This is a genomic window from Stenotrophomonas maltophilia (assembly GCF_006970445.1).
GTDB classification, from domain to species: Bacteria; Pseudomonadota; Gammaproteobacteria; order Xanthomonadales; family Xanthomonadaceae; genus Stenotrophomonas; species Stenotrophomonas maltophilia_AU.
The window spans coordinates 1,023,814-1,043,500 of record NZ_CP033877.1 but is presented as its reverse complement, the minus strand read 5'-3'; the positions used below and the strand labels follow the sequence as shown (position 1 = coordinate 1,043,500).

Here is a 19,687-nt window from a genome sequence, read left to right as displayed (position 1 = left end):
CTACGGCACCACGGTGATGCCGATGCGCTGCATCAACAGCGCCACCTGCTGCACGTCCAGCGTGGCGCCGCGCAGGTTGGTGCTGCGCAGGTCCAGCTCACCCAGCTCCGAGTTGGTCAGGTCGCAGTCGGTGAAGTTGGCGCTGTTCCAGTCGATGCCCTCGAACTGGCCGCCGGACAGGTCCGAGCCGGCGAAGCTGGCGCCGCTCACGTTCGCACCATCCCAGCGGTTTTCCCACAGTTCGCATTTCTCCAGCGTCACCCGCGAGAAATTGGCATAGCGCAGGTTCGACTTCTTGATGAAGGCGCTGCAGAACCAGCTGCGCGTGGTGATCTGGTTCATGAAGCTGGCGTTGCTGAAATCCGCGCCCTGCGCGCGGCACTCGCTGATCTCCAGGCCCAGCGCCTTGATGAAATTGAAGTGGCACATGCTGATGTCGCAGCTGCGGAAGCTGGCTTCCTTCAATGTGGCGCCGTTGAAGCGGCAGCCGGCGCGACTGTCGGCATCGTAGAAGCTGCAGTTGATGAACTCGGTGGCGGTCAGGTCCACGCCGGAAAAATCGCATTCGTGGAACTGCTGGTCGACCACCTTCTGGCCGGTGTACTGGTCCGCGCCGATGCGCAGCTTGCGGTGAACGGTGGGGGACATCAGGGATTCCATGCCAAGTGCCCCGCCATCATGCCGGGCCGCGAGGGCGATCCATAGACGTGGGCGCGGGCGAATTCACCAGCAGTCCAGCCGCAGTGTGTCCCCCAACCCCACATGCACGTTGTTGCACGTTAATGCACGAACGTGCAGACTTGCGACATGAGCTCCGATCCCAGCCCCCTCCCCGCCCAGCGCACCCGGCAGATCCTCGAGGAACTGCGCCAGCAGGGCCGCGTGGTCGCCGCCGAACTGGCGCGCCGCTATGCCGTCTCTGAAGATTCGATCCGCCGCGACCTGCGCGAACTGGCCGCCCAAGGCCTGTGCCAGCGCGTCTACGGCGGCGCCGTGCTGCCGCCCCCCAAGGAACGCCCGCTGCGCGAGCGCCTGACCCGCGATCGCGGCGACAAGGCCGAACTGGCCGCCCGCGTCTGCGCGCTGCTGCAACCCGGCCAGGTCGTGCTGCTCGATGCCGGTTCAACCAACCTTGCGATCGCCCAGCAGCTGCCGGCCGCCCTCGGCTTGACGGTGATCACCAACGCGCCACAGATCGCCACGGCCGCCAGCCTGCTTGAAGGCACCTCAGTGCAGTTGATCGGCGGGCGCCTGGCCCGTGGCGGTGGTGCGGTCGGCGCAGAAGCACTGGCCCAGGTGCAGCGCCTGCGTGCCGACGTGTACCTGCCCGGCCCCTGCGCGGTGGACGGCGACACCGGCGTGTGGGCGATGGATGCCGAAGAAGCCACGCTGAAGCGCGCGATGGTGGCCTGCAGCAGTCGTGTCATCGTCGCCGCCACCACCGAAAAGCTGGGTGCCCGCGGCAACTGGCAGATCGCCAGCCTGGACGAGATCGACGACCTGGTGCTGACCACCACCGCGCCCCCCGCATTGGCGGCACGCTTCCGCGCCGCAGGCATCGCGGTACACCCCACTCCCCCCTGACCGTACCGCTCATGTCCCTTGCCAACCGCGCGCGTGCCGAACAGCACGCGACCCGCGCTGCGTTCTTCATTCCCGGCTTCGCCACCGCGCTGTGGGCCACCCTGGTGCCGTTCGCAAAGGCACGCACCGAGATCAACGACGCCACGCTGGGGCTGGTGCTGCTCTGCCTCGGTGCCGGTTCGCTGCTGGCAATGCCCTTGTCCGGCGTTCTCGCCGCACGCCTCGGTTGCCGGCGGGTGATGGTGGCCAGCAGCCTGCTGATCTGCCTGACCGTGCCCGGCCTGGCGCTGGCCGGTTCGGCCTGGTCACTGGGGCTGGTGCTGTTCGTGTTCGGCGCCGCCGTGGGCGCGACGGACTGCACGATGAACGTGCAGGCCGTCATCGTCGAGCGCGAAGCACGGCGCGTGATGATGTCCGGCTTCCACGCCTTCTTCAGCATCGGCGGCTTCCTCGGCGCGGCCACCATGACCGTGCTGCTGTCCGCACAGCTGCCTCCCTTGGCATCCGTGCTGATCGGCGTCGGCGCCATGCTGCTGGTGATGCTGTTGTCGGCAGCGCACTGGCACAGCGAACGCATGCCACACGACACACCGATGCTGGCCCTGCCGCATGGCATCGTGCTGTTCATCGGCGTGCTGGCGTTCGTCGCCTTCCTCGGTGAAGGCGCGATGCTGGACTGGAGCGCGGTCTTCCTCAGCGATGTGCGTCGCGTCGATGCCAGCCTCGCCGGCATCGGCTATGTAACCTTCACCCTGACCATGACCGTGGCGCGCCTGTTCGGCGATGCACTGGTGGCGCGCGTAGGCCGTGAGCGCGCGATCGTGTTCGGCGCACTGCTCGCCGCCGCGGGCGTACTGGTACTGACCCTGGTCACGCCGTGGCAGGCGTCGCTGATCGGCTATGTGCTGGTCGGCCTCGGTTGCGCCAACATCGCACCCGCGCTGTTCTCGCTGGCCGGCCACCAGACCCGCATGCCTGGCGCGCTGGCCATCACCGCCGTTTCCACGCTGGGCTTTGCCGGCATCCTTGCCGGACCGGCGCTGATCGGATTTGCTGCCAACCACTTCGGCCTGATCGCCGCCTTCATCGGCGTGGCCACGGCCTTGTTGCTGGTGGCCGTGTCCACGCGTTGGCTGCGGGTGTAGTCCAGGGCATCAGCGCCGCCTGCGCCGCAGCTTCATCCGCAAACGCCGATAGCCGATCACCGTCGCCGTGGCACACAGCGCGGTGCCAGCAGCGCTCAGCAGCAGCAACACCGCCAGCCGGGCACCTTCCTGGCGCAGCATCGCCGGCAGGTCCCAGCTGTGCAGGAAGTAGAACAACCAGCGCCCGACCCGCTCGCGATGCCCCATCATCAACAACGGATCGCCGGTAGCCAGGTCGAGATAGACGCGCGTCGCCTCGGCATCGCCGAAGTCCACCACCGCCACCGGGAAGCGGCGAACCGCTGCGCCGTTCATGGCTTCCGGTGCACGCGGATAGAAGTAGGCATCCGCTGCCTGCTGCACCACGAAATCCTGCATTGGTGCATCGGACAGCGCACGCACCTTCTGCTGCAGCCACGCTGCCGGCAGCAACCGCGCAACCTGCAAGTGCCCATTGCCGCTGGACACGATGCAGGTCTCGCCCTGCCCATCCAGCAGCACCGCGAACAGCTCGCCACCGATCCGTCGCCACTGGATCTCCACCGGCCGGAAGCGCCCAGCATCGGCCACCGCCATAAGCTTCGCCGGCTCACCCAGTGCGCCATCCACCGTCACCGCGCCACCGCGATAGCGCCCGCTGTCGATCGCTTCACGCGTGCTGCTGAAGACCCCCAGCGGATTCATCGACATCAGCCCACTGAAGATCCAGGTGAACACGAAGGCCGCAGCCACCAGCCCGATCAGATGGTGCCAGCGCATCCACGGCTCGACGTACGGCGTCTTCGCACCGGAACGATAGTGCCCACGAAAACGCCAGCGCCACACGCCCACCACGATGCCGCTGACCGCCGCCAACGTGCACAGTGCGGACAGCACGATCACCCCCCACGTCCACACCGGGTCGACCGACTGCATACGCAGGAAGTACAGCCAGTGCAGCCAGGCGCCCACATAGTTCCAGCGCTGCTGCACATGCGGGGCGTCCAGCACGACTTCACCGGTACGCGATGACACATACAGGTCGCCCGGCTGTGCACCGCCCACCTCCACCCGATACAGCGGCCGATGCACATCCAGTGCACGCGAATGCGTCCAGCGGTCCTCGTCCACGCGCATCGCACCCACGAAGGCCTGGCCGCCGGCGAACTGTGCAGCGGACGCTTCGGCACGCTGTGCCGACACCGGCAGCAGGGCCTGGCCGGTGTACGCCGACCAGGCGCCCACGTTGCTGCCATTGCGCACCACATACGCCGGCTCGCCACGCAGCGTGGTCAGCGCCACGCTTTCCGGCTCGGCCTGCACGGCGGCAGGCAGTATCGACAGCCCCTGCAGATCGCGGGCCTCACCCAGCACCGGCAACGCCGCCAGCCGCTCACCGGGTGTCAGCTTCGGGTAACCAATGAACAGCATCACCATGCCGCTGACAAACCACAGCAGCATCAGCAGGCATCCGCCGATGCCCAGCCAGCGGTGCACCAGGTAGGTCCAGCGCTTGGCGGTGGATCGCAGCGACATGATGCGCGTCCTCAGAAGCGATGGTCGACGGTGAATTCGACGCGCCGGTCCGCACCCAGCAACCACTGCGTGCTGGTGTAGTACGCGGTGGCGTAGTACGTCTTGTCGAATACGTTGAACAATCGCGCGGACAGCCGCGTGCGCGGTGCCGCCTGCCAGGTCAGTGCCAGGTCGGTGGTGCTATAGCCGGGCAGTTCCAATGTGTTGGCGTTGTCGGCATAGCGCTTGCCGACGTAGCGAACGCCACCCGCCGCACTCCAGTCCGGTGCGAACTGCCAGCTCAACCACACACTGGCCAGGCGCTCGGCCACGTTCGGCGGCACGTTGCCATCACGCGACACCAGCATCGGCGGCGACCCGGTGGTTTCCAGGAAGTCCTCGAACTCGGCCTTCAGCACCGTCGCGTTGGCATCCAGCGACCAGCGCGGCGCGAAGTTCCAGTTCAAGGACGCTTCAATACCGCGCGAGGTCTGCGCGCCCACCTGCACCCGGCGATCCGGTACCAGCGGATCGCGGCTGAGCAGCCCGGTCTTGCGGATGCGGTACGCCGCCAGCGTCCACTCGCCGCCGTCGAAGGCCTGCTTCAGGCCCACCTCGATCTGCCGGCCCTTGGCAAGATCGAACGCGCCGTTGGCCGGGCTGATCATCAACAGGCCACTGACCGGGTCCGCCGCCTGTGAGTACTGCGCATACAGGCTCAGCGTCGGCTGCAGCGCGAATACCGTGCCTGCACGCCAGCCGGTGCTGCTGTAGGTCTTCGAGAACGCATTCTGGCCGCTGATCAGATCGGTGCGATCAATGCGCGCGCGGTCGTGGCGCAGGCCACCCAGCACCGACCAGCGCTCGCTCAGCGCCAGCCGGTCCTCCATGAACAACGCGTACTGCTCGGCACGGTTGCGGTAGCGCGGCAGGTTCGGCGCGTCGCTGGCGAACTGGCCCGGCACCGGATCGAACGGATCGACCGGGCCCGAGCTGCCGGCATAGGTGTTGTTGGTGTGCTTGAAGTGCGCGCGGTTGGCGTCCAGGCCCACCGCGAAGTTGTTCTGCAGGCCACCCGCCGTTCCCTGCACACGCAGCGTCGAGGTCAGTCCGGTCTGGTCCTGGTTGTGGGTGATCTCGGTATTGCCAGATCGATCGATCAAGCCGGTAGCGCGGTTGTAGACATAGGCCTCGGCATTGCGCCAGTCGCGCTGGCTGTCGATCTGGTAGAGGCGCGTGCGCCATTCCACGTTCGCGTTCGGTGTCCACAGCGCATCAAGCTGGGTCCAGCGGTCGCGATAGCGGATCTCGCTGTCGTCCACGTTGTAGTTGCGGTGGCGCAGCGCCTCCAGCTGGCGGCCCTCGACCAGCGGCGTGCCGAAGTAGCGCATCGGTTGCTGGTAGCCCTGCGCGTGGGTGAGGGTCAGCTGCAGGTCCGCACGCGGCTGCCACAGCAATGCACTGGAGAACGTCGCGTCACTGTTGCGCCCGCGGTCGACCCAGCCACCGCTGTAGTTGCCACTCACATCCAGCCGGTAGGCCAGCTCGGGCGTCAGCGCGCCACCGCTGCCGAAGCCCAGCCGCGCGGTGTCCTCGCTGCCCACAGTCAGGCTGATCTCGTTTTCGATGGCACCGCGCGAGGGCTTCTTCGGCACGATGTTGATCACGCCGCCGATCGCACCGTCGCCATGGATGACCGACGCCGGCCCGCGCAGCACTTCGATGCGCTCGATCGACCAGGTATCGAACGGGAAGGTGATGCCCACGCCGCCGTACTGACGCAGCCCGTCGTACAGCCGCATCACCGAGGCACCGTCGGTGAAGCCGCGGCTGGAGAGCGCGCTCAGGCCATTGCCCGGGTGCGGCATGGCACTGATCGCACCTGCCCGGCTGATCGCATCGTTGAGGTTGCTGTCGCCGCGCTGCTCCAGCTGCTCGCGCGAAATCACCGTCAGGCTGGCCGGTGTCTGCAGCACGCTCAGGCCCAACGCAGAGCCTGCGCTGGCGGTGGAAGACAGCTCGCCGCTGCGGGTATCGACCACCCGCACGGTATCCAGCGTGGTCGGGGGTGCCGCGTCGGCGGCAAGCAGGGGCGCGGCATGCAGGAGCAACGCGCACAGGACAGGCAGCGTCGCCCGGCGCAGGCGCGCGGAGTTGGGGTTCGTTTTCATTTATTCACGGCATGCAAGGCCACCCCGCAATGGCAGGGCAGCAATCAGAAAGGGACAAACACGCGCGTGCGGGCACCGGCCGTGGCCGGCAACCTCATGGAAAAACGATCAATGCAACGCGCGTGCGGCTCAGGCGGCCATCATGGCTGGCGGCCCACGCGCTCCCAATGTGCCGCTGATCCGTTGCGGCAACGTCTGCACCGCACCGCGCAGTGCGCGGCACACCGGTGCCATCGGCGCCAACAGCAGCACTGCCGCCACCAGCAGGGTGATCAGCCGTGCAGCGATCAGGCAGTAATCGCAGTCCACGCCCATCTCATGATCGGCGTGTGGATCGGCGGGCGGCTTCTTTGCGACCTCGCCGTGCGGCATCGCCATCGCGTGATGGTCGTGGTGCCCTTCCATCGCGTGCTGCGCATGCTCTGCGTGCATTGCGTGGTCCATCGCCGCCACCGGTACAGCGGCAGCCACGTGACCATGCGCCAGCCAGCGGCTCACCAGCGGGGCGAGCAGCACCAGCAGCATGGCAAGCCATGCCAGGGCCTGGAACCGGCGGTGGAGAGCAGAACGGCGCACGCCGCCATTCTACGGGCCCACGGTCAACCTTGGACCCCGTTCAGGGTTTACCCCCTGCGACACGGTGACGCAGGGGCTCGCCTCCGGCGGCGACATGTGAATGCACCGCACCGCGGTCCCGGCGCTTGCAGGCTCCGCCTCGCCAACGTTAGGGTTCAGATGGTCACGGCAAGGAGCCAGAGGGATCCGCATGACCACCCGCATCACACACCGGCTGCGCATCAGCCTCCTCGGCCTGACCGCGCTGCTTGCCGCCTGCGCCGACAAGGGGCCGCCCCTACCGCCAGAGCCACTGGAACTCTCACAGCCCATCGCCGTGGACGCGCCCGGCCAGCAGGTGCAGTTCGAGTTCGAAACCACGGCGCGCAATTTTGCCAGCTACCGTACATATGCGGTGGAGTTGGATCTGCAGCACGTTCCCCCATCACCAGACACTGCTTCTCCGCGCGACCTGCACATTCCTTTACGCGTAGGACTTCAGCAATGGTCAGGCGGCACTTGGCAGCCGCTGGCAAGCCCCGACGCGTATCAGATCGCACAGTCGCAATCTGGCCAGCCTCTGCCAGACTGGCACCGCGGTAAGGGTCTGAACTACGCCCAGACCCAGCGAGGCAGCGATGGGGCCTATCGACTCCATGTCGCGCTGCTGCCGTTGCAGGCGCAAAGTCGCTACCGCGTACAGATCAGCACGATTGAAGACATCGCACCACTTCGTGGCACAAGCGCCAAGATACTGATTCACGAATCGCGTCCGCTCGCCAAGTAGCGCAGCGCCTTCGTACACCTTCCAGGAGGATCACCACGCACATGGACAAGCCACGCTACATCGTCGATATCGTCATTGCGGCACCGGGAACACCGCTTCTCCACCCCGTTACGCAGCAACCGCTGCGCAATCCTGATGGCTCGGCGCAGACGTCCGGGCCGGGACACATGTTCTACGTCCTTCGAGCACCGGGAAAGGATCCGGCAAGCTACGGCTTTGCACCGATCGAGCACGGCAGCATGAACGGCCCAGGTGACATCGTGGACAACGATGCAAAGACCTATAAGAACCCGCATTACACGCGCTCTCTGGAAATCACCGAAGCACAGTACAACAAGCTCAAAGCGTTCGGCGACGATCCAGTAGCGCACGGCTTCAGCAAGCACTATGCCGACGTGCGTCACAACTGCGTGGACTTCACCTGGGGCGCATTGAATCATGCGGGTATCCAGCGCAAGCAGAGCCTGGACGTGAACAGCATCGGCGGCCCTGTTGGGCAATTGCTGCCCGATGTCCGCATTCCGCTGGGCGTCCAGTCACAGGGCAAGGACGGCTATCGTCCGCTGCGCAACATCCATGGCGTGGACAGCATTGAGCCCCCTTTCCCCAACAGCGAACTCAACCGCACCATCACTCATCCCCTGCCCGAGCGCAGCTTGAAGCAGCGTCTGCTCAGCGAAACCGATGGCATTGATGGCCCCTTGGGCGAGCGTCTGGCTGCGGACGCGCGCGCACCGGGGCACAGCCTTCATGCCTTGGACCAGAAGGTGCGCACCGCACTCGCCCAGGCCAGCGAACAGCAGGGACTGCCCCCCGGACAGGAGCATGAACGCCTGGCCGGCCATCTGACCCACGCGGCGGTGCAGGCCGGCTTCAGCGAAAAGGACACGCTGCACGTGGCATTCAGTTCAAACAGCACCGCCGAGGTACCCGGCTACGTATTCCTGCATCGCAACGGCGACACCGCCTCGCCGGACCCGGCCGCCAATCGCCAGCGTCTGTCCCTGCTCGATACGCAGCTGGGCGACGCCGATACGCTGTATCAGCAGGCCAACGTGCAGCAGCAATCCCGCGACGCAAGCCGGCTGGTGCAGGACGAGCAACAGGCACAACAGCAGGCATCGCCGCGCATGGCCTGACCAAACCGCGTCGGGCGCAGACACTGTTCCCGCATCAACTCACGTACTGCGCCTGACCGTTCCCGAAGGACCAGTTCTCCTTCTTCACTTCCACCAGATTGATGAACACGTCTTCGCGGCGGATACCCACCGCCGCGTGCAGTCCATCGGCGATGCCGGCGTACAACGCCTTCTTCTGCTCCAGCGTGCGCCCCTCGTTCCAGGTGATCTGGATGCAGATGAAGTCATCGGTGCGATCCACGCCCAGGTAGCCGGGGTCGTAGATCAGCGTGCCCGGCTCGTGTTGCTGGAAGATCTGGAAGCGATCATTCTCCGGCACGCCTACCGCGCGCATGGCCTGGTAGATGGTTTCGCCGACGCGTTGCAGGTAGTCGGCTGATTTACCTTTGCGAAGATCGATACGGGCGAGCGGCATGGTGGCACTCCAGAGTGGATGGGCACGGCAACGGGCTGAGACTACGCCTGCCCGGGGCGGCGGGACAGCGCAGGGATGGAACCCTCTGGCCCCATGCGTGGCATGGTCCCGCCTCCGCCGCGCGGGGTGACGCGATTGCCGTGGCAGTGGCCCTCCGGAGTCGTCATATGCACGGTCGGTAGGGGCGGCGATGTGCGCCATCAGTGATGGGCGGCACTACTCGCGGGTGTTGGACGACACACAACGGGAAACGCCTGGCCTGCCTAGGGACAGTTGAGAATTTTCCTTACAGACCGATGTGATTGCCCGGCTTGAAGATCGCCGCGCCGAGGCAAGACGCCTTGGCCGGGATTGGCGTCTCGAATAAACAAACAAGATTTAGGGGCTGCAAGAACAATCGCAGCAGAGAGAATGCACCGACTGCCCTCAATGGCGGCCGGTGCGTGGGGATCGCCAGATCCGCCAGGCATTCTTCTCCCCTGAAGCTTGTTTGCCTTGGTACGCCAACCCGCACCGTCCGCCACCTTCACTTTGGAAGGTGGCCCTACGCCAGTGAGGGTTTCGCCATGACCAACCGCACAGCCATCCATCCCCGCCTGCACGCGCTTATCGGCGACGTCGCAGCCGACGTGCCCGGGGACCTCGCACGCGAGATCGAGTGCGCCCTGAACGAACAGAACCTGCCGGCGCAGTCGGCCACCTTCTTCACTTGCCTCAATGCCATCAACCGTGCCGACGGTGATGACGGACAGCCGTGCAACAACCTCACCCTCGGTGCCGGCAATCACGCTTCATTGCGCCGCTCGCTGTCTGGGCTCGGGGCGTTGCTCGATCTGCTGCAGGCCGCCGACCGGGCGCGCAACGAAGGCGGTCCGAACGAGCAGTTGGGCGCCTTCCATATCGACGGACTGATCGTGGCCGCACGACAACTGGTGCGCGAGGCACACCATTGCCTCTCCGGCGGCGACGCCTGACCGGCCCGGATATGCTCCCTCTACAATCCCGCAGGGAGCGCAGGAGACCGCAGGAGACCGCAATGGACGCCGAACACCTGGAGTACTTCAAAGCCGCACTGGAAGGCCGCGCAGCCGTGGGCTGGAACGTCTGGTTCACCGCCAACCAGCAGGCGCTGGCACAACACCTGAGCCGCCCTGCACTGCTGCGCTTGAAGTTCAGCAAACTGGATGAAGCCGAACGCCTGCTGGCCGAGGCCGGCATCGTGCCCCGCAGCACAGCGGGCAAGCGCTACGAAATGTACTGCGCGCAGTTCTCGGCGGACGTGGTGGACGCGAACGGTCGCCCGCTGCCAGCCATCTGGCGCGCCGCGCACGGCGGTGCCATCGGCCTGCTTGCCGATGGTGAGCAGGAAGCCGGCCAGGCGAAGCTGCTCGCGGAGTTCCGCCGCGTCCGCAAGCGAGGCTTGCAACAGGCCCACGAGTGGTTGGCCGACCTGTGCTTTGAAGGCGAGATGGAGCTGACCAGCGGCAATGCCGAGGTGGGCCGTAGTCTGTTGGCGGTGGTGGTGCAGGCCGGCAGCGGCCACGACCTGCTGGATGCTACGTCGATGATTGCGCGCGAGCTGCTGGACGGACACGGCTGAAACGGTGTGCGCATCCAGCTGATCCTGCTGGATCACAGGCAACAAAAAAGCCCCCATTGCTGGAGGCTTTTTTCGTTCTGCAACATGGTGGGCGGTACAGGGATCGAACCTGTGACCCTTGCCGTGTGAAGGCAATGCTCTACCGCTGAGCTAACCGCCCGGTGTGTTGCTGAGCCGCTCATTATAGGGGCTTTTCAGAGGCCGTCAACAGTTTTTCACATTCGTGTTCACGGGCATTTCGGGGCATGCAGCCGAGCATGGCCCGGCGCTACAGAAAGGCCCCGCGCGCGCAGCCTCACATCGTATGCGTCGGCTTGTCCGAGCCGGTCAGGCCGGCCAGCAGGGTCTCGATCTTGTGGCGCACGCCCTCGCCTTCGGCGCCGTCGGCCAGCTGCACGCCGATGCCGGCGGTGCGGTTGCCCTGCGCACCAGCCGGGGTCACCCAGATCACCTTGCCGGCCACCGGCAGGCGCTCGCTGGAATCGGGCAGCGTCAGCAGCAGGAACACCTCGTCGCCCAGGAAGTAGCGCTTGGGCGTGGGCACGAAGATGCCGCCATTCTTCACGAACGGCATGTACGCGCTGTACAGCGCGGCTTTGTCCTTCACAGCCAGGGACAGGATGCCCTGGCGGGCGTTGCTGGCACTCATCGATTTCCCCTTGCGGCAGGCCGCTCGTTCACCTTGTTCCAGGCCAGCAGCAACTCGACCACCGCAAGGTCTGCACGCACCGTGGTGCGCAGCAGGTCGCGGGTGCGGTTGGCCGCATCGAACCAGGCTGCAAGCTTGTGCAATCGCTCCGGCGTGGTCAAGGCATCGGTGCTGGCCTGGGCCAGCGCCAGGTCGGCAGCGAAGCGCAGGCGCAGCGCCGCGTTGTCATCGGCGCACCACTTCTGCGCCAGCTCCACCGCGCCGGTCTTGCCGGCGGCAAGCTGTTCCAGCTCGCGGCCCACGTCGCGGCGCAGGCTCAGGCCATCTTCGCGCAGCCAGTTGTCTGCCTGGCCGGGATGGCCGCGCGCGGCGTCCAGCGCTTCGCGCGCCGATGCTTCGCTGTGGCCCTGCTGCTGCAGCCAGGCCAGCGCCTCGTGCTGCGGCGGCAGCTTGAATTCCAGGCGCTGGCAGCGGCTGCGGATGGTCTGCGGCAGGCGCGCCGGGTCGCTGCTGATCAGCCACAGGTAACGGCCGGGCTGCGGCTCTTCCAGCGTCTTCAGCAGCGCATTGGCCGCCGAGCGGTTGATCGCATCGGCCGGGTCGACGATCACCACCTGCGCCACGCCGTACTGCGGGGTCAGCGCCAGTTTGTTGGTGATCTCGCGCACCTGCTCGATCACGATCTCGGTGCGCAGCTTGTCGCCACTCTTGTTCGGAATGAAGCTGACCAGCTGCAGGTCCGGATGGGTACCGGCGGCGATCAGCTGGCGCGTGCGCGTGGCATGCGCGGCATCGCCGCGCGCCAGCACGTGGTCGGCCAGGGCCAACGCCACGTCGCGCTTGCCGAGCCCGGCCGGGCCGCAGATCAGCAGGCCGTGTCCGAGCCGATCGGCATCGAGCGCGGCAACCGTCTGATCGAACGCGCGCTGCTGCCAGGGCGAGAATGTGCTCATGCGCCCTCCCCATCCTGCAGCCAGCGCTCGACACGCGCGACCACATCGGCCGCCACGCGTTCCTGCACCTGGCCGGCGTCGATCAGCGCAAAGCGCTGCGGGTCCTGCTGCGCGCGGCTGCGGAACACGGCGCGCACGCGCTGGAAGAAATCGTCCTGTTCGCTTTCGATGCGATCCGGCCACAGATCGCGCCCGTTGGCGCGTGCGCGGCCGACGGCCACATCCACATCCAGCAGCAGGGTCAGGCCCGGCAGCAGACCGACGGCGCGGCGCTCCAGGTCGGCAATCCACTGCGGATCGAGGCCGCGGCCACCGCCCTGGTAGGCGTAACTGGAATCGGTGAAGCGATCGCTCAACACATAGGCACCGCGCTGCAGTGCCGGCTGGATCACCTGGCGCACATGCTGCGCACGTGCGGCGAACACCAGCAGCAGCTCGGCTTCGGCGCTGAGCGGTTCGGCAGCGATCTCGGCATCGGGCTTCAGCACCAGGCCGCGGATGCGCTCGGCCAGCGGCGTACCGCCCGGCTCGCGGGTCAGCACCACCTCGTGGCCGTGGCTGCGCAGGCAGTCACGGATGGCATTGATGGCGGTGGTCTTGCCTGCGCCCTCGCCGCCTTCCAGGCTGACGAAACGCGGGTGGCGAAGCAGCGCGGGACTCATTGCGCCGGGGTCTCCTTGGTACGTTGCTGACGCAGCTGCTGCAGGTAGCGGGCCACTGCGGCGTTGTGCTGGTCCAGGCTGGGCGAGAACACGTGCGCGCCACTGCCATCGCCGACGGCGACGAAGTACAGCGCGTCGCCCGACAGTGGCTGCGCGGCCGCCATCAGCGCATCGCGGCTGGGCATGGCGATCGGGGTCGGGGTCAGGCCGGCACGGGTGTAGGTGTTGTAGGGCGTATCGGTGGTCAGGTCGCGGCGGCGGATGTTGCCGTCATACGCGGCACCGATGCCGTAGATCACGGTCGGGTCGGTCTGCAGGCGCATGCCGATCTTCAGGCGGCGCATGAACACGCCGGCAATCTGCGGGCGCTCGCTGGCCAGCGCGGTTTCCTTCTCGATGATCGACGCCATCGTCAGCAGTTCGTAGGGCGTGTTGATCGGCAGGTCCGGCGCGCGGCTTTCCCAGGCTTCATCCAGCGCCTTTTCCATCGCGGCGTGGGCACGCTTGAGCACGTCCAGGTCGCTGTCGCCGCGCTGGTAGACGTAGGTCTCCGGCAGGAAGCGGCCTTCCGGATGCTGGCCACCGAAACCGAGGCGTTGCATCAGCGCCGCGTCATCAAGATTGTCGGTGGTGTGCAGCAGCGGCTCGGCGCGCTTGAGCGCGGCACGCAGCTGGCGGATGTTCCAGCCCTCGACGATCGTGACGCGGTGCTGCAGCACCTTGCCGGCGCGCATGCGCAGCAGCAGCTCGCGCGGGGTCAGGTCGGCGCTGAGCGCGTACTCGCCCACCTTCAGCTTGCCGGCCGCATCGAGCTGGCGCGCCAGCAGCTGCCACTGGGTGTCCTGGCCCTCGTCCACGCCGGCATCGCGCAGCTTGCGCAGCACGCTGTTCATGCCATCGCCACTGGCGATGACCATGCTCTCGGCGGTCGGGGTGATCGGGGCATCGGCGAACCGGGTCTGCTGGTAGAAGAACCACGCGCCCGCGCCGGCCACGACGGCGGCCAGCACCACCACCAGCGTTACCACGAACAGACACCCGCGCTTGGCTCCCGCCATGGACTACCTCTGAACTCGATTCCGTCGTGCAGGATACCGTGCCGGTGGATTGGGGTCATGACCGGGGTGGCGCCTCCATGCCGACCAACGGTCGACACCCACCAAGAGCCCTATCCGGCACGGCCATCAGTAGATCCACGCCATGCGTGGATGAACGGCCGTGGAGGACTCCGTGCCGACCAACGGTCGGCACCCACCCGAACAATGGCCCCACTGGTACCGGTAGTGCCGGCCGCTGGCCGGCAATCGCGCGGATCATGGGTGCATGAGGTTGCCGGCCGCTGGCCGGCACCACCGGAATACGCCTACCCCTGCTGGCCCAATGCGCGCAGCAGGCCGCGGGCCTTGGCGCGGGTCTCGTCCAGTTCCTTGTCCGGGTCCGAATCAACCACGATGCCGGCGCCGGTGCGGAAGCTCACCTCGTGGCCATCCACTTCGGCGGTGCGGATCAGGATGTTCAGGTCCAGGTCGCCATCGCGGTTCAGCCAGCCGAACGCGCCGGTGTAGGCACCGCGCGGCACCTGCTCCAGCTCGCTGATGATCTGCATGCAGCGCACCTTGGGGCAGCCGGTGATGGTGCCACCGGGGAACGTGGCGGCGATCACCTCGCCGGGTGTGACCTCCGGGCGCAGGTGGCCGCTGACGTTGCTGACGATGTGGTGCACATGGGCGTAGCTCTCCACCGTCATCAGCTCATCGACCACCACGGTGCCGGGCAGGCAGATGCGGCCCAGGTCGTTGCGTTCCAGGTCGATCAGCATCACGTGCTCGGCACGTTCCTTGGGGTGGCCGACCAGCTCCTGGATGCGCGCGGCATCATCGTCGCCCTCGAAGCGCGGACGCGTCCCAGCAATCGGGCGGGTCTGCGCGTAGCCGGCATGCACCGACACCAGCCGCTCCGGCGAGGAACTGACCACATGGCGGCCGTGCGCGCTGAACAGACCGGCGAACGGTGCCGGGTTGGCACGGCGCAGCTGCGCGTACAGCGCCTGCGGGCTGACCGGCGCAGCGAACTGTGCGCTCCAGCGCCGCGACAGGTTCACCTGGAACACATCGCCGGCGCGCAGGTATTCGATCACCCGGCGCACGCCGTCGGTGAAGCGCTGCGGCGCATCCTCGCCCACCGACTGCGGCGGCTGCCAGCCCTGCCCGGCTTCGGGCAGCGCGGCCGAGGCCAGTGCCACGAGCGCATCCAGCAACACCTGCTCGCCGGCTTCGGCGATGACGAAGCTGGCATCGTTGTGATGGTCGTGCAGCACTGCGGCCGGGCAGCGCAGCGCCAGCGCGGTCGGGCGGCCGTCCTCGCGCGCACGCGCCGGTAGCACCGGTTCGATCTGGCTGGCCACTTCGTAGTCCAGCATCAACGCCCAGCCGCCGCGGAACGGCAGGCTGTGGCTGCCGTCGTGCGGCAGGCGTTCGTGCTGCCAGGCGCGATCCAGCAACTGCAGGAAGCTGCCAGCGTGTACCGCGTCGTGCTGGTCGCGCACTTGGCCATCGGCATCCAGCCGCAGGCAATCGCCCTGCGCGGCCAGCAGCAGGCTCCAGCGGCCCTGGGCGGTGCCCGAGGCGGTGGATTCCATCAGCAGCGGAAAGCGCGCCGGGTCGTGCTGCTGCAGGACCAGCAGATCGATCGGGTGCGGCAGCGGGTGGATCAGAGGTGCGTGGGTCATGGCAGCCAGTTCGGGAGTTCAGATGCACGGAAGCCGCCTTGCGGCGGCTCCGTAGAACGCGGCGTCGAGCATGGCCCGACGCTACACCTCGGTCAGACGCGCTTGAAGATCAGCGTGCCGTTGGTGCCGCCGAAGCCGAAGCCATTGGACATCACCACGTCGACCTTGGCCTGGCGTGCTTCGTTGGGCACGTAGTCCAGGTCGCAGCCTTCGCCCGGCTGCTGCAGGTTGATGGTCGGCGGAATGACGTTGTCCTGCAGCGCCATCACCGAGAAGATTGCTTCCACGCCGCCGGCAGCGCCCAGCAGGTGGCCGGTCATCGACTTGGTGGAGCTGACCATCATCTTGTAGGCGTGGTCGCCGAAGGCGGTCTTCATCGCCATGGTCTCGCCCAGGTCACCCAGCGGCGTGGAGGTGCCGTGCGCGTTGAGGTAACCGACCTGTTCCGGGGTCACGCCGGCGTCCTTCATGGCCATGGCCATGCAGCGCGCGGCGCCTTCGCCGTTCTCGCTCGGTGCGGTCATGTGGTACGCGTCGGAGCTGGCGCCGAAGCCGGCCAGTTCACAGTAGATCTTCGCGCCACGCGCCTTGGCGTGCTCGTACTCTTCCAGGATCAGGATGCCGGCGCCGTCGCCCAGCACGAAGCCGTCACGGTCCTTGTCCCACGGGCGCGAGGCCTGTTCCGGAGCGTCATTGCGTGTGCTCATGGCCTTCATCGCGCAGAAGCCACCCAGCGCGGTCGGCGACGAGCCACGCTCGGCACCGCCAACCACCATCACGTCGGCATCGCCGTACTGGATCATGCGCATCGCGGTACCGATCGAATGGTTCGAGGTCGCGCACGCCGACACCGCCGAGAACGACGGGCCCTTCAGGCCGGTGATGATGCTCAGCTGGCCCGGCAGCATGTTGATGATGGTCTTGGGCACGTAGAAGGGCGAGATCTTCTTGCCCTCGTGGAACTCGATGGTCTGCTCTTCGATGCCGAGCAGGCCGCCGATGCCGGCGCCGACGATGGCGCCGATGCGCTCGGCATTGGCTTCGGTGATCTCAAGGCCCGAGTCGTGCAGGGCCATGAACGAGGCACCGAGGCCGTAATGGATGAACGGGTCCATCTTCTTGGCATCCTTGCCGCTGACCCGGAATTTGCCGAACAGTTCGTTGTCGGCGGTGATGTCGAATCCCTTGACCTCACCCGCAATCTTGGTGGTGAACCGATCCAGGTAGGCATCAGAAACGTTGGTCAGCGGACCGATGCCCGAACGACCATGGGTGATGCCTTCCCAGCTGCTGGCCAGATCATTGCCCAACGGCGAGACGATACCCAGGCCGGTTACGACGACGCGACGCTTCATTGCTGATTCTCCTGACCCGGATGATTTCAACGGGCAACTCGGTTTGCTTCGGTGTGATGCTCAAACACACGGGGCCGCAACAGCGGCCCCATGGGGTGCGGTGCGCGGCGAGCGTAGGCCCGCGCGCGCACTGCCGTCTGACATCAGGCCTTGACGTGGGCCTTGATGTAGTCGATGGCGGCCTGCACGGTGCTGATCTTCTCGGCTTCTTCGTCCGGGATCTCGCACTCGAATTCTTCTTCCAGGGCCATCACCAGCTCAACGGTGTCCAGCGAGTCAGCGCCCAGGTCATCGACGAACGATGCGCTGTTGGTGACTTCTTCTTCCTTGACGCCAAGCTGTTCGACGACGATTTTCTTGACGCGTTCTTCGATGGTGCTCATGGGATCTCGCTCCAGATGGAGTTGTGGTTCAAAAGTGGTCGCCATCAATGGCGATGGCCGTGGGATAGTGTAGTGGAAACCGGCGCGGCCTTGCATTGCAGCAAAAAGCTTCGCAGATCAACCACTTGCGGCGCAATCCCTGCGCCCCTTGCTTACGGCATGTACATGCCACCGTTCACATGGAGGGTTTCGCCGGTGATGTAACCGGCAGCCGGGCCGGCCAGGAAGGCCACCGCATGGGCGATGTCCTCCGGCGAACCCAGGCGTTCGAGGGCGATGTCGTTGATCAGCGCGGTACGCGCTTCTTCCGGCAACGCCTTGGTCATGTCGGTGTCGATGAAGCCAGGTGCGACAACATTGACGGTGACACCGCGCGAACCGATTTCCTTGGCCAGCGACTTGCTGAAGCCGATGATGCCGGCCTTGGCCGCGGCGTAGTTGGCCTGGCCGGCATTGCCGGTCACGCCCACCACCGATGCGATGTTGATGATGCGGCCCTTGCGCGCCTTCATCATGCCGCGCATCACCGCCTTGCTGGTGCGGAACACGCTGGTCAGGTTGGTGTCGATGATCGACGCCCAGTCTTCGTCCTTCATGCGCATCAGCAGGTTGTCGCGGGTGATGCCGGCGTTGTTGACAAGGATCGAGATCGGGCCGAATTCCTTGGCGATGTCCGCCAGCACGGCATCCAGCGCGGCAGCGTCGGTGACGTTCAGTGCGCGGCCATGGCCACCGTGGGCGGCCAGGCGCTCACCGATCGCGGCAGCGCCGGATTCGGTGGTGGCGGTGCCGATGACGGTGGCGCCCTGGGCGGCCAGCAGATCGGCGATGGCGGCACCAATGCCACGGCTGGCGCCGGTGACCAGTGCGATTTCACCCTGCAGGGGCTTGCTCATGATGTTTTCCTCAGGCTGGGACGGCCGCCGCACCCGTGCCGCTTGCAGCGGCCACCGGTACGGTCGGCAGGAACAGGGAAATCAGGCCGACCATGCCTCACGGGCGGCTTCGAAGTCGCCGGGCGTGGCCAACGAACGGCCGTCGATGGCCTTGTCGATGCGCTTGACCAGGCCGGTCAGCACCTTGCCCGGGCCGCACTCGGCGATCTGGGTGATGCCGCGCGCGGCCAGCGCCTGCACGCAACCGGTCCACTGCACCGGCTGGTACAGCTGCTGGACCAGCGCGGTACGGATCGCGTCGATGCCGCTGTGGATCTGGGCGTCGACGTTCTGCACCACCGGCAGCTGCGGCGCCTGCCAGGACAGGCCGGCCATCACTTCGGCCAGCCGGTTGGCGGCTTCGCGCATGAGCGGGGTGTGCGAGGGCACGCTGACGGCCAGCTTGACCGCCTTGCGCACGCCCTTCTCGGCCAACAGCGCCAGCGCACGGTCGACCGCGTCGGCGTCGCCACCGATCACGATCTGGCCCGGCGAATTGAAGTTGGCCGGCACCACCACCTGGCTGCCTGCGGCTTCGGCGCAAACGTCCAGCACCAGCTGGTCTTCGGCGCCGAGCACGGCGGCCATGGCACCGACGCCGGCCGGTGCGGCTTCCTGCATCAGCTGGCCGCGCAGGCGCACCAGGTGCGCACCGTCATGCAGGCTCAGCGCACCCGCGGCGACCAGGGCGGTGTACTCGCCCAGGCTGTGGCCGGCCAGCACCGACGGGCGCGGACCGCCCACGGCGTTCCAGGCGCGCCACACGCCGATGCTTGCGGCCAGCAGGGCCGGCTGGGTGTATTCGGTACGGTTGAGCATTTCCTCCGGGCCACCCTGGGACAGCGCCCACAGGTCGACGCCAGCACCATCGGATGCCTCGGTGAAGGCTTCACGCACCTGCGGATGCAGTTCAGCCAGCTCGGCCACCATGCCCACAGACTGCGAGCCCTGGCCGGGGAAGACAAAAGCGAGGGTGGATACGGTCACGCGGTCATCCGCTTGTTGCAATCGAAGCAGGCCATGATAAGGGCGAATCCGCTGTGTCGTCTGTACGTGCGCGTATGCAGGCGTATGGAGCGCGGCCGGGCAAGCGCGACGGGGTCAGATCCCTTTTCCACGGGAAAAGGGATCT

20 protein-coding genes and 1 tRNA gene are annotated in these 19,687 nt (G+C 66.7%); 6 read left to right on the top strand and 15 right to left on the bottom strand.

All coding sequences use genetic code 11. The annotated features are described in order from the left end of the window. Complete coding sequence (gene smqnr, locus EGM71_RS04745; RefSeq protein ID WP_049469250.1) at positions 1-648, bottom strand: SmQnr family pentapeptide repeat protein; 648 nt, start codon at positions 646-648, stop codon at positions 1-3. A gap of 159 nt (positions 649-807) precedes the next feature. Here smqnr and EGM71_RS04740 point away from each other — a divergent pair, with 159 nt between their 5' ends. Both EGM71_RS04740 and EGM71_RS04735 read left to right on the top strand, forming a co-directional pair. After that, on the top strand, positions 808-1,584 hold the full coding sequence (locus EGM71_RS04740; RefSeq protein WP_188488096.1) for a DeoR/GlpR family DNA-binding transcription regulator: 777 nt from the start codon (positions 808-810) through the stop codon (positions 1,582-1,584). Between the two features lie 11 nt (positions 1,585-1,595). Then, positions 1,596-2,729 carry an MFS transporter gene (locus EGM71_RS04735; protein ID WP_188488094.1) on the top strand — a complete coding sequence of 378 codons (1,134 nt, stop codon included), beginning with the start codon at positions 1,596-1,598 and terminating at the stop codon, positions 2,727-2,729. Positions 2,730-2,738: 9 nt separating this feature from the next. Here EGM71_RS04735 and EGM71_RS04730 read toward each other — a convergent pair whose 3' ends face one another. The 3 genes from EGM71_RS04730 to EGM71_RS04720 all read right to left on the bottom strand — a co-directional run bounded on the left by EGM71_RS04730 (position 2,739) and on the right by EGM71_RS04720 (position 6,919). Continuing rightward, on the bottom strand, positions 2,739-4,244 hold the full coding sequence (locus EGM71_RS04730) for a PepSY domain-containing protein (RefSeq protein WP_188488092.1): 1,506 nt from the start codon (positions 4,242-4,244) through the stop codon (positions 2,739-2,741). Positions 4,245-4,255: 11 nt separating this feature from the next. Then, on the bottom strand, positions 4,256-6,394 hold the full coding sequence (locus tag EGM71_RS04725) for a TonB-dependent receptor (protein ID WP_188488090.1): 2,139 nt from the start codon (positions 6,392-6,394) through the stop codon (positions 4,256-4,258). A 129-nt stretch (positions 6,395-6,523) separates the two neighbouring features. Further along, positions 6,524-6,919, bottom strand: coding sequence for a DUF2946 family protein (locus tag EGM71_RS04720; RefSeq protein WP_188489747.1), 396 nt, complete (start codon positions 6,917-6,919; stop codon positions 6,524-6,526). A gap of 241 nt (positions 6,920-7,160) precedes the next feature. Between EGM71_RS04720 and EGM71_RS04715 the strand changes: the two genes are divergently transcribed. Both EGM71_RS04715 and EGM71_RS04710 read left to right on the top strand, forming a co-directional pair. Further along, entirely contained in the window at positions 7,161-7,736 is a 576-nt protein-coding gene (locus tag EGM71_RS04715; RefSeq protein ID WP_188488088.1) for a hypothetical protein, read from the top strand. Positions 7,737-7,777: 41 nt separating this feature from the next. Beyond that, positions 7,778-8,875 carry an XVIPCD domain-containing protein gene (locus EGM71_RS04710; protein ID WP_188488086.1) on the top strand — a complete coding sequence of 366 codons (1,098 nt, stop codon included), beginning with the start codon at positions 7,778-7,780 and terminating at the stop codon, positions 8,873-8,875. A 34-nt stretch (positions 8,876-8,909) separates the two neighbouring features. Here EGM71_RS04710 and EGM71_RS04705 read toward each other — a convergent pair whose 3' ends face one another. Continuing rightward, positions 8,910-9,290, bottom strand: coding sequence for a tautomerase family protein (locus EGM71_RS04705; RefSeq protein WP_188488084.1), 381 nt, complete (start codon positions 9,288-9,290; stop codon positions 8,910-8,912). Between the two features lie 566 nt (positions 9,291-9,856). Here EGM71_RS04705 and EGM71_RS04700 point away from each other — a divergent pair. Beyond that, positions 9,857-10,264 (top strand): hypothetical protein, encoded by a 408-nt coding sequence (locus tag EGM71_RS04700; RefSeq protein WP_032127757.1) that lies wholly within the window; start codon positions 9,857-9,859, stop codon positions 10,262-10,264. Between the two features lie 62 nt (positions 10,265-10,326). After that, complete coding sequence (locus tag EGM71_RS04695; RefSeq protein ID WP_188488082.1) at positions 10,327-10,890, top strand: hypothetical protein; 564 nt, start codon at positions 10,327-10,329, stop codon at positions 10,888-10,890. Between the two features lie 85 nt (positions 10,891-10,975). Here EGM71_RS04695 and EGM71_RS04690 read toward each other — a convergent pair. The 10 genes from EGM71_RS04690 to fabD form a co-directional block, all read right to left on the bottom strand. Then, positions 10,976-11,050 (bottom strand) — tRNA-Val (locus tag EGM71_RS04690). Positions 11,051-11,185: 135 nt separating this feature from the next. Continuing rightward, a complete protein-coding gene (locus EGM71_RS04685; protein ID WP_005412452.1) occupies positions 11,186-11,539 on the bottom strand; it encodes a PilZ domain-containing protein in 354 nt (117 codons plus the stop codon). Continuing rightward, positions 11,536-12,492, bottom strand: a complete 957-nt coding sequence (locus tag EGM71_RS04680; RefSeq protein ID WP_049443390.1) for a DNA polymerase III subunit delta' — start codon at positions 12,490-12,492, stop codon at positions 11,536-11,538. The genes EGM71_RS04685 and EGM71_RS04680 overlap by 4 nt, the downstream gene beginning before the upstream one ends. After that, positions 12,489-13,154 carry a dTMP kinase gene (gene tmk / locus EGM71_RS04675; protein ID WP_053448942.1) on the bottom strand — a complete coding sequence of 222 codons (666 nt, stop codon included), beginning with the start codon at positions 13,152-13,154 and terminating at the stop codon, positions 12,489-12,491. Before tmk ends, EGM71_RS04680 begins: the two co-directional genes overlap by 4 nt. Then, a complete protein-coding gene (gene mltG / locus EGM71_RS04670; protein ID WP_188488080.1) occupies positions 13,151-14,212 on the bottom strand; it encodes an endolytic transglycosylase MltG in 1,062 nt (353 codons plus the stop codon). The genes tmk and mltG overlap by 4 nt, the downstream gene beginning before the upstream one ends. A gap of 305 nt (positions 14,213-14,517) precedes the next feature. Then, positions 14,518-15,882, bottom strand: coding sequence for an aminodeoxychorismate synthase component I (locus EGM71_RS04665; RefSeq protein ID WP_188488078.1), 1,365 nt, complete (start codon positions 15,880-15,882; stop codon positions 14,518-14,520). Between the two features lie 92 nt (positions 15,883-15,974). Next, positions 15,975-17,237, bottom strand: coding sequence for a beta-ketoacyl-ACP synthase II (gene fabF / locus EGM71_RS04660; RefSeq protein ID WP_188488076.1), 1,263 nt, complete (start codon positions 17,235-17,237; stop codon positions 15,975-15,977). 143 nt (positions 17,238-17,380) lie between these two features. After that, positions 17,381-17,620 (bottom strand): acyl carrier protein, encoded by a 240-nt coding sequence (gene acpP, locus EGM71_RS04655; protein ID WP_005415509.1) that lies wholly within the window; start codon positions 17,618-17,620, stop codon positions 17,381-17,383. A gap of 152 nt (positions 17,621-17,772) precedes the next feature. After that, entirely contained in the window at positions 17,773-18,516 is a 744-nt protein-coding gene (gene fabG / locus EGM71_RS04650) for a 3-oxoacyl-ACP reductase FabG (protein WP_049421577.1), read from the bottom strand. 81 nt (positions 18,517-18,597) lie between these two features. Further along, positions 18,598-19,542 (bottom strand): ACP S-malonyltransferase, encoded by a 945-nt coding sequence (gene fabD / locus EGM71_RS04645; RefSeq protein WP_014036190.1) that lies wholly within the window; start codon positions 19,540-19,542, stop codon positions 18,598-18,600. Positions 19,543-19,687 lie beyond the last annotated feature (145 nt).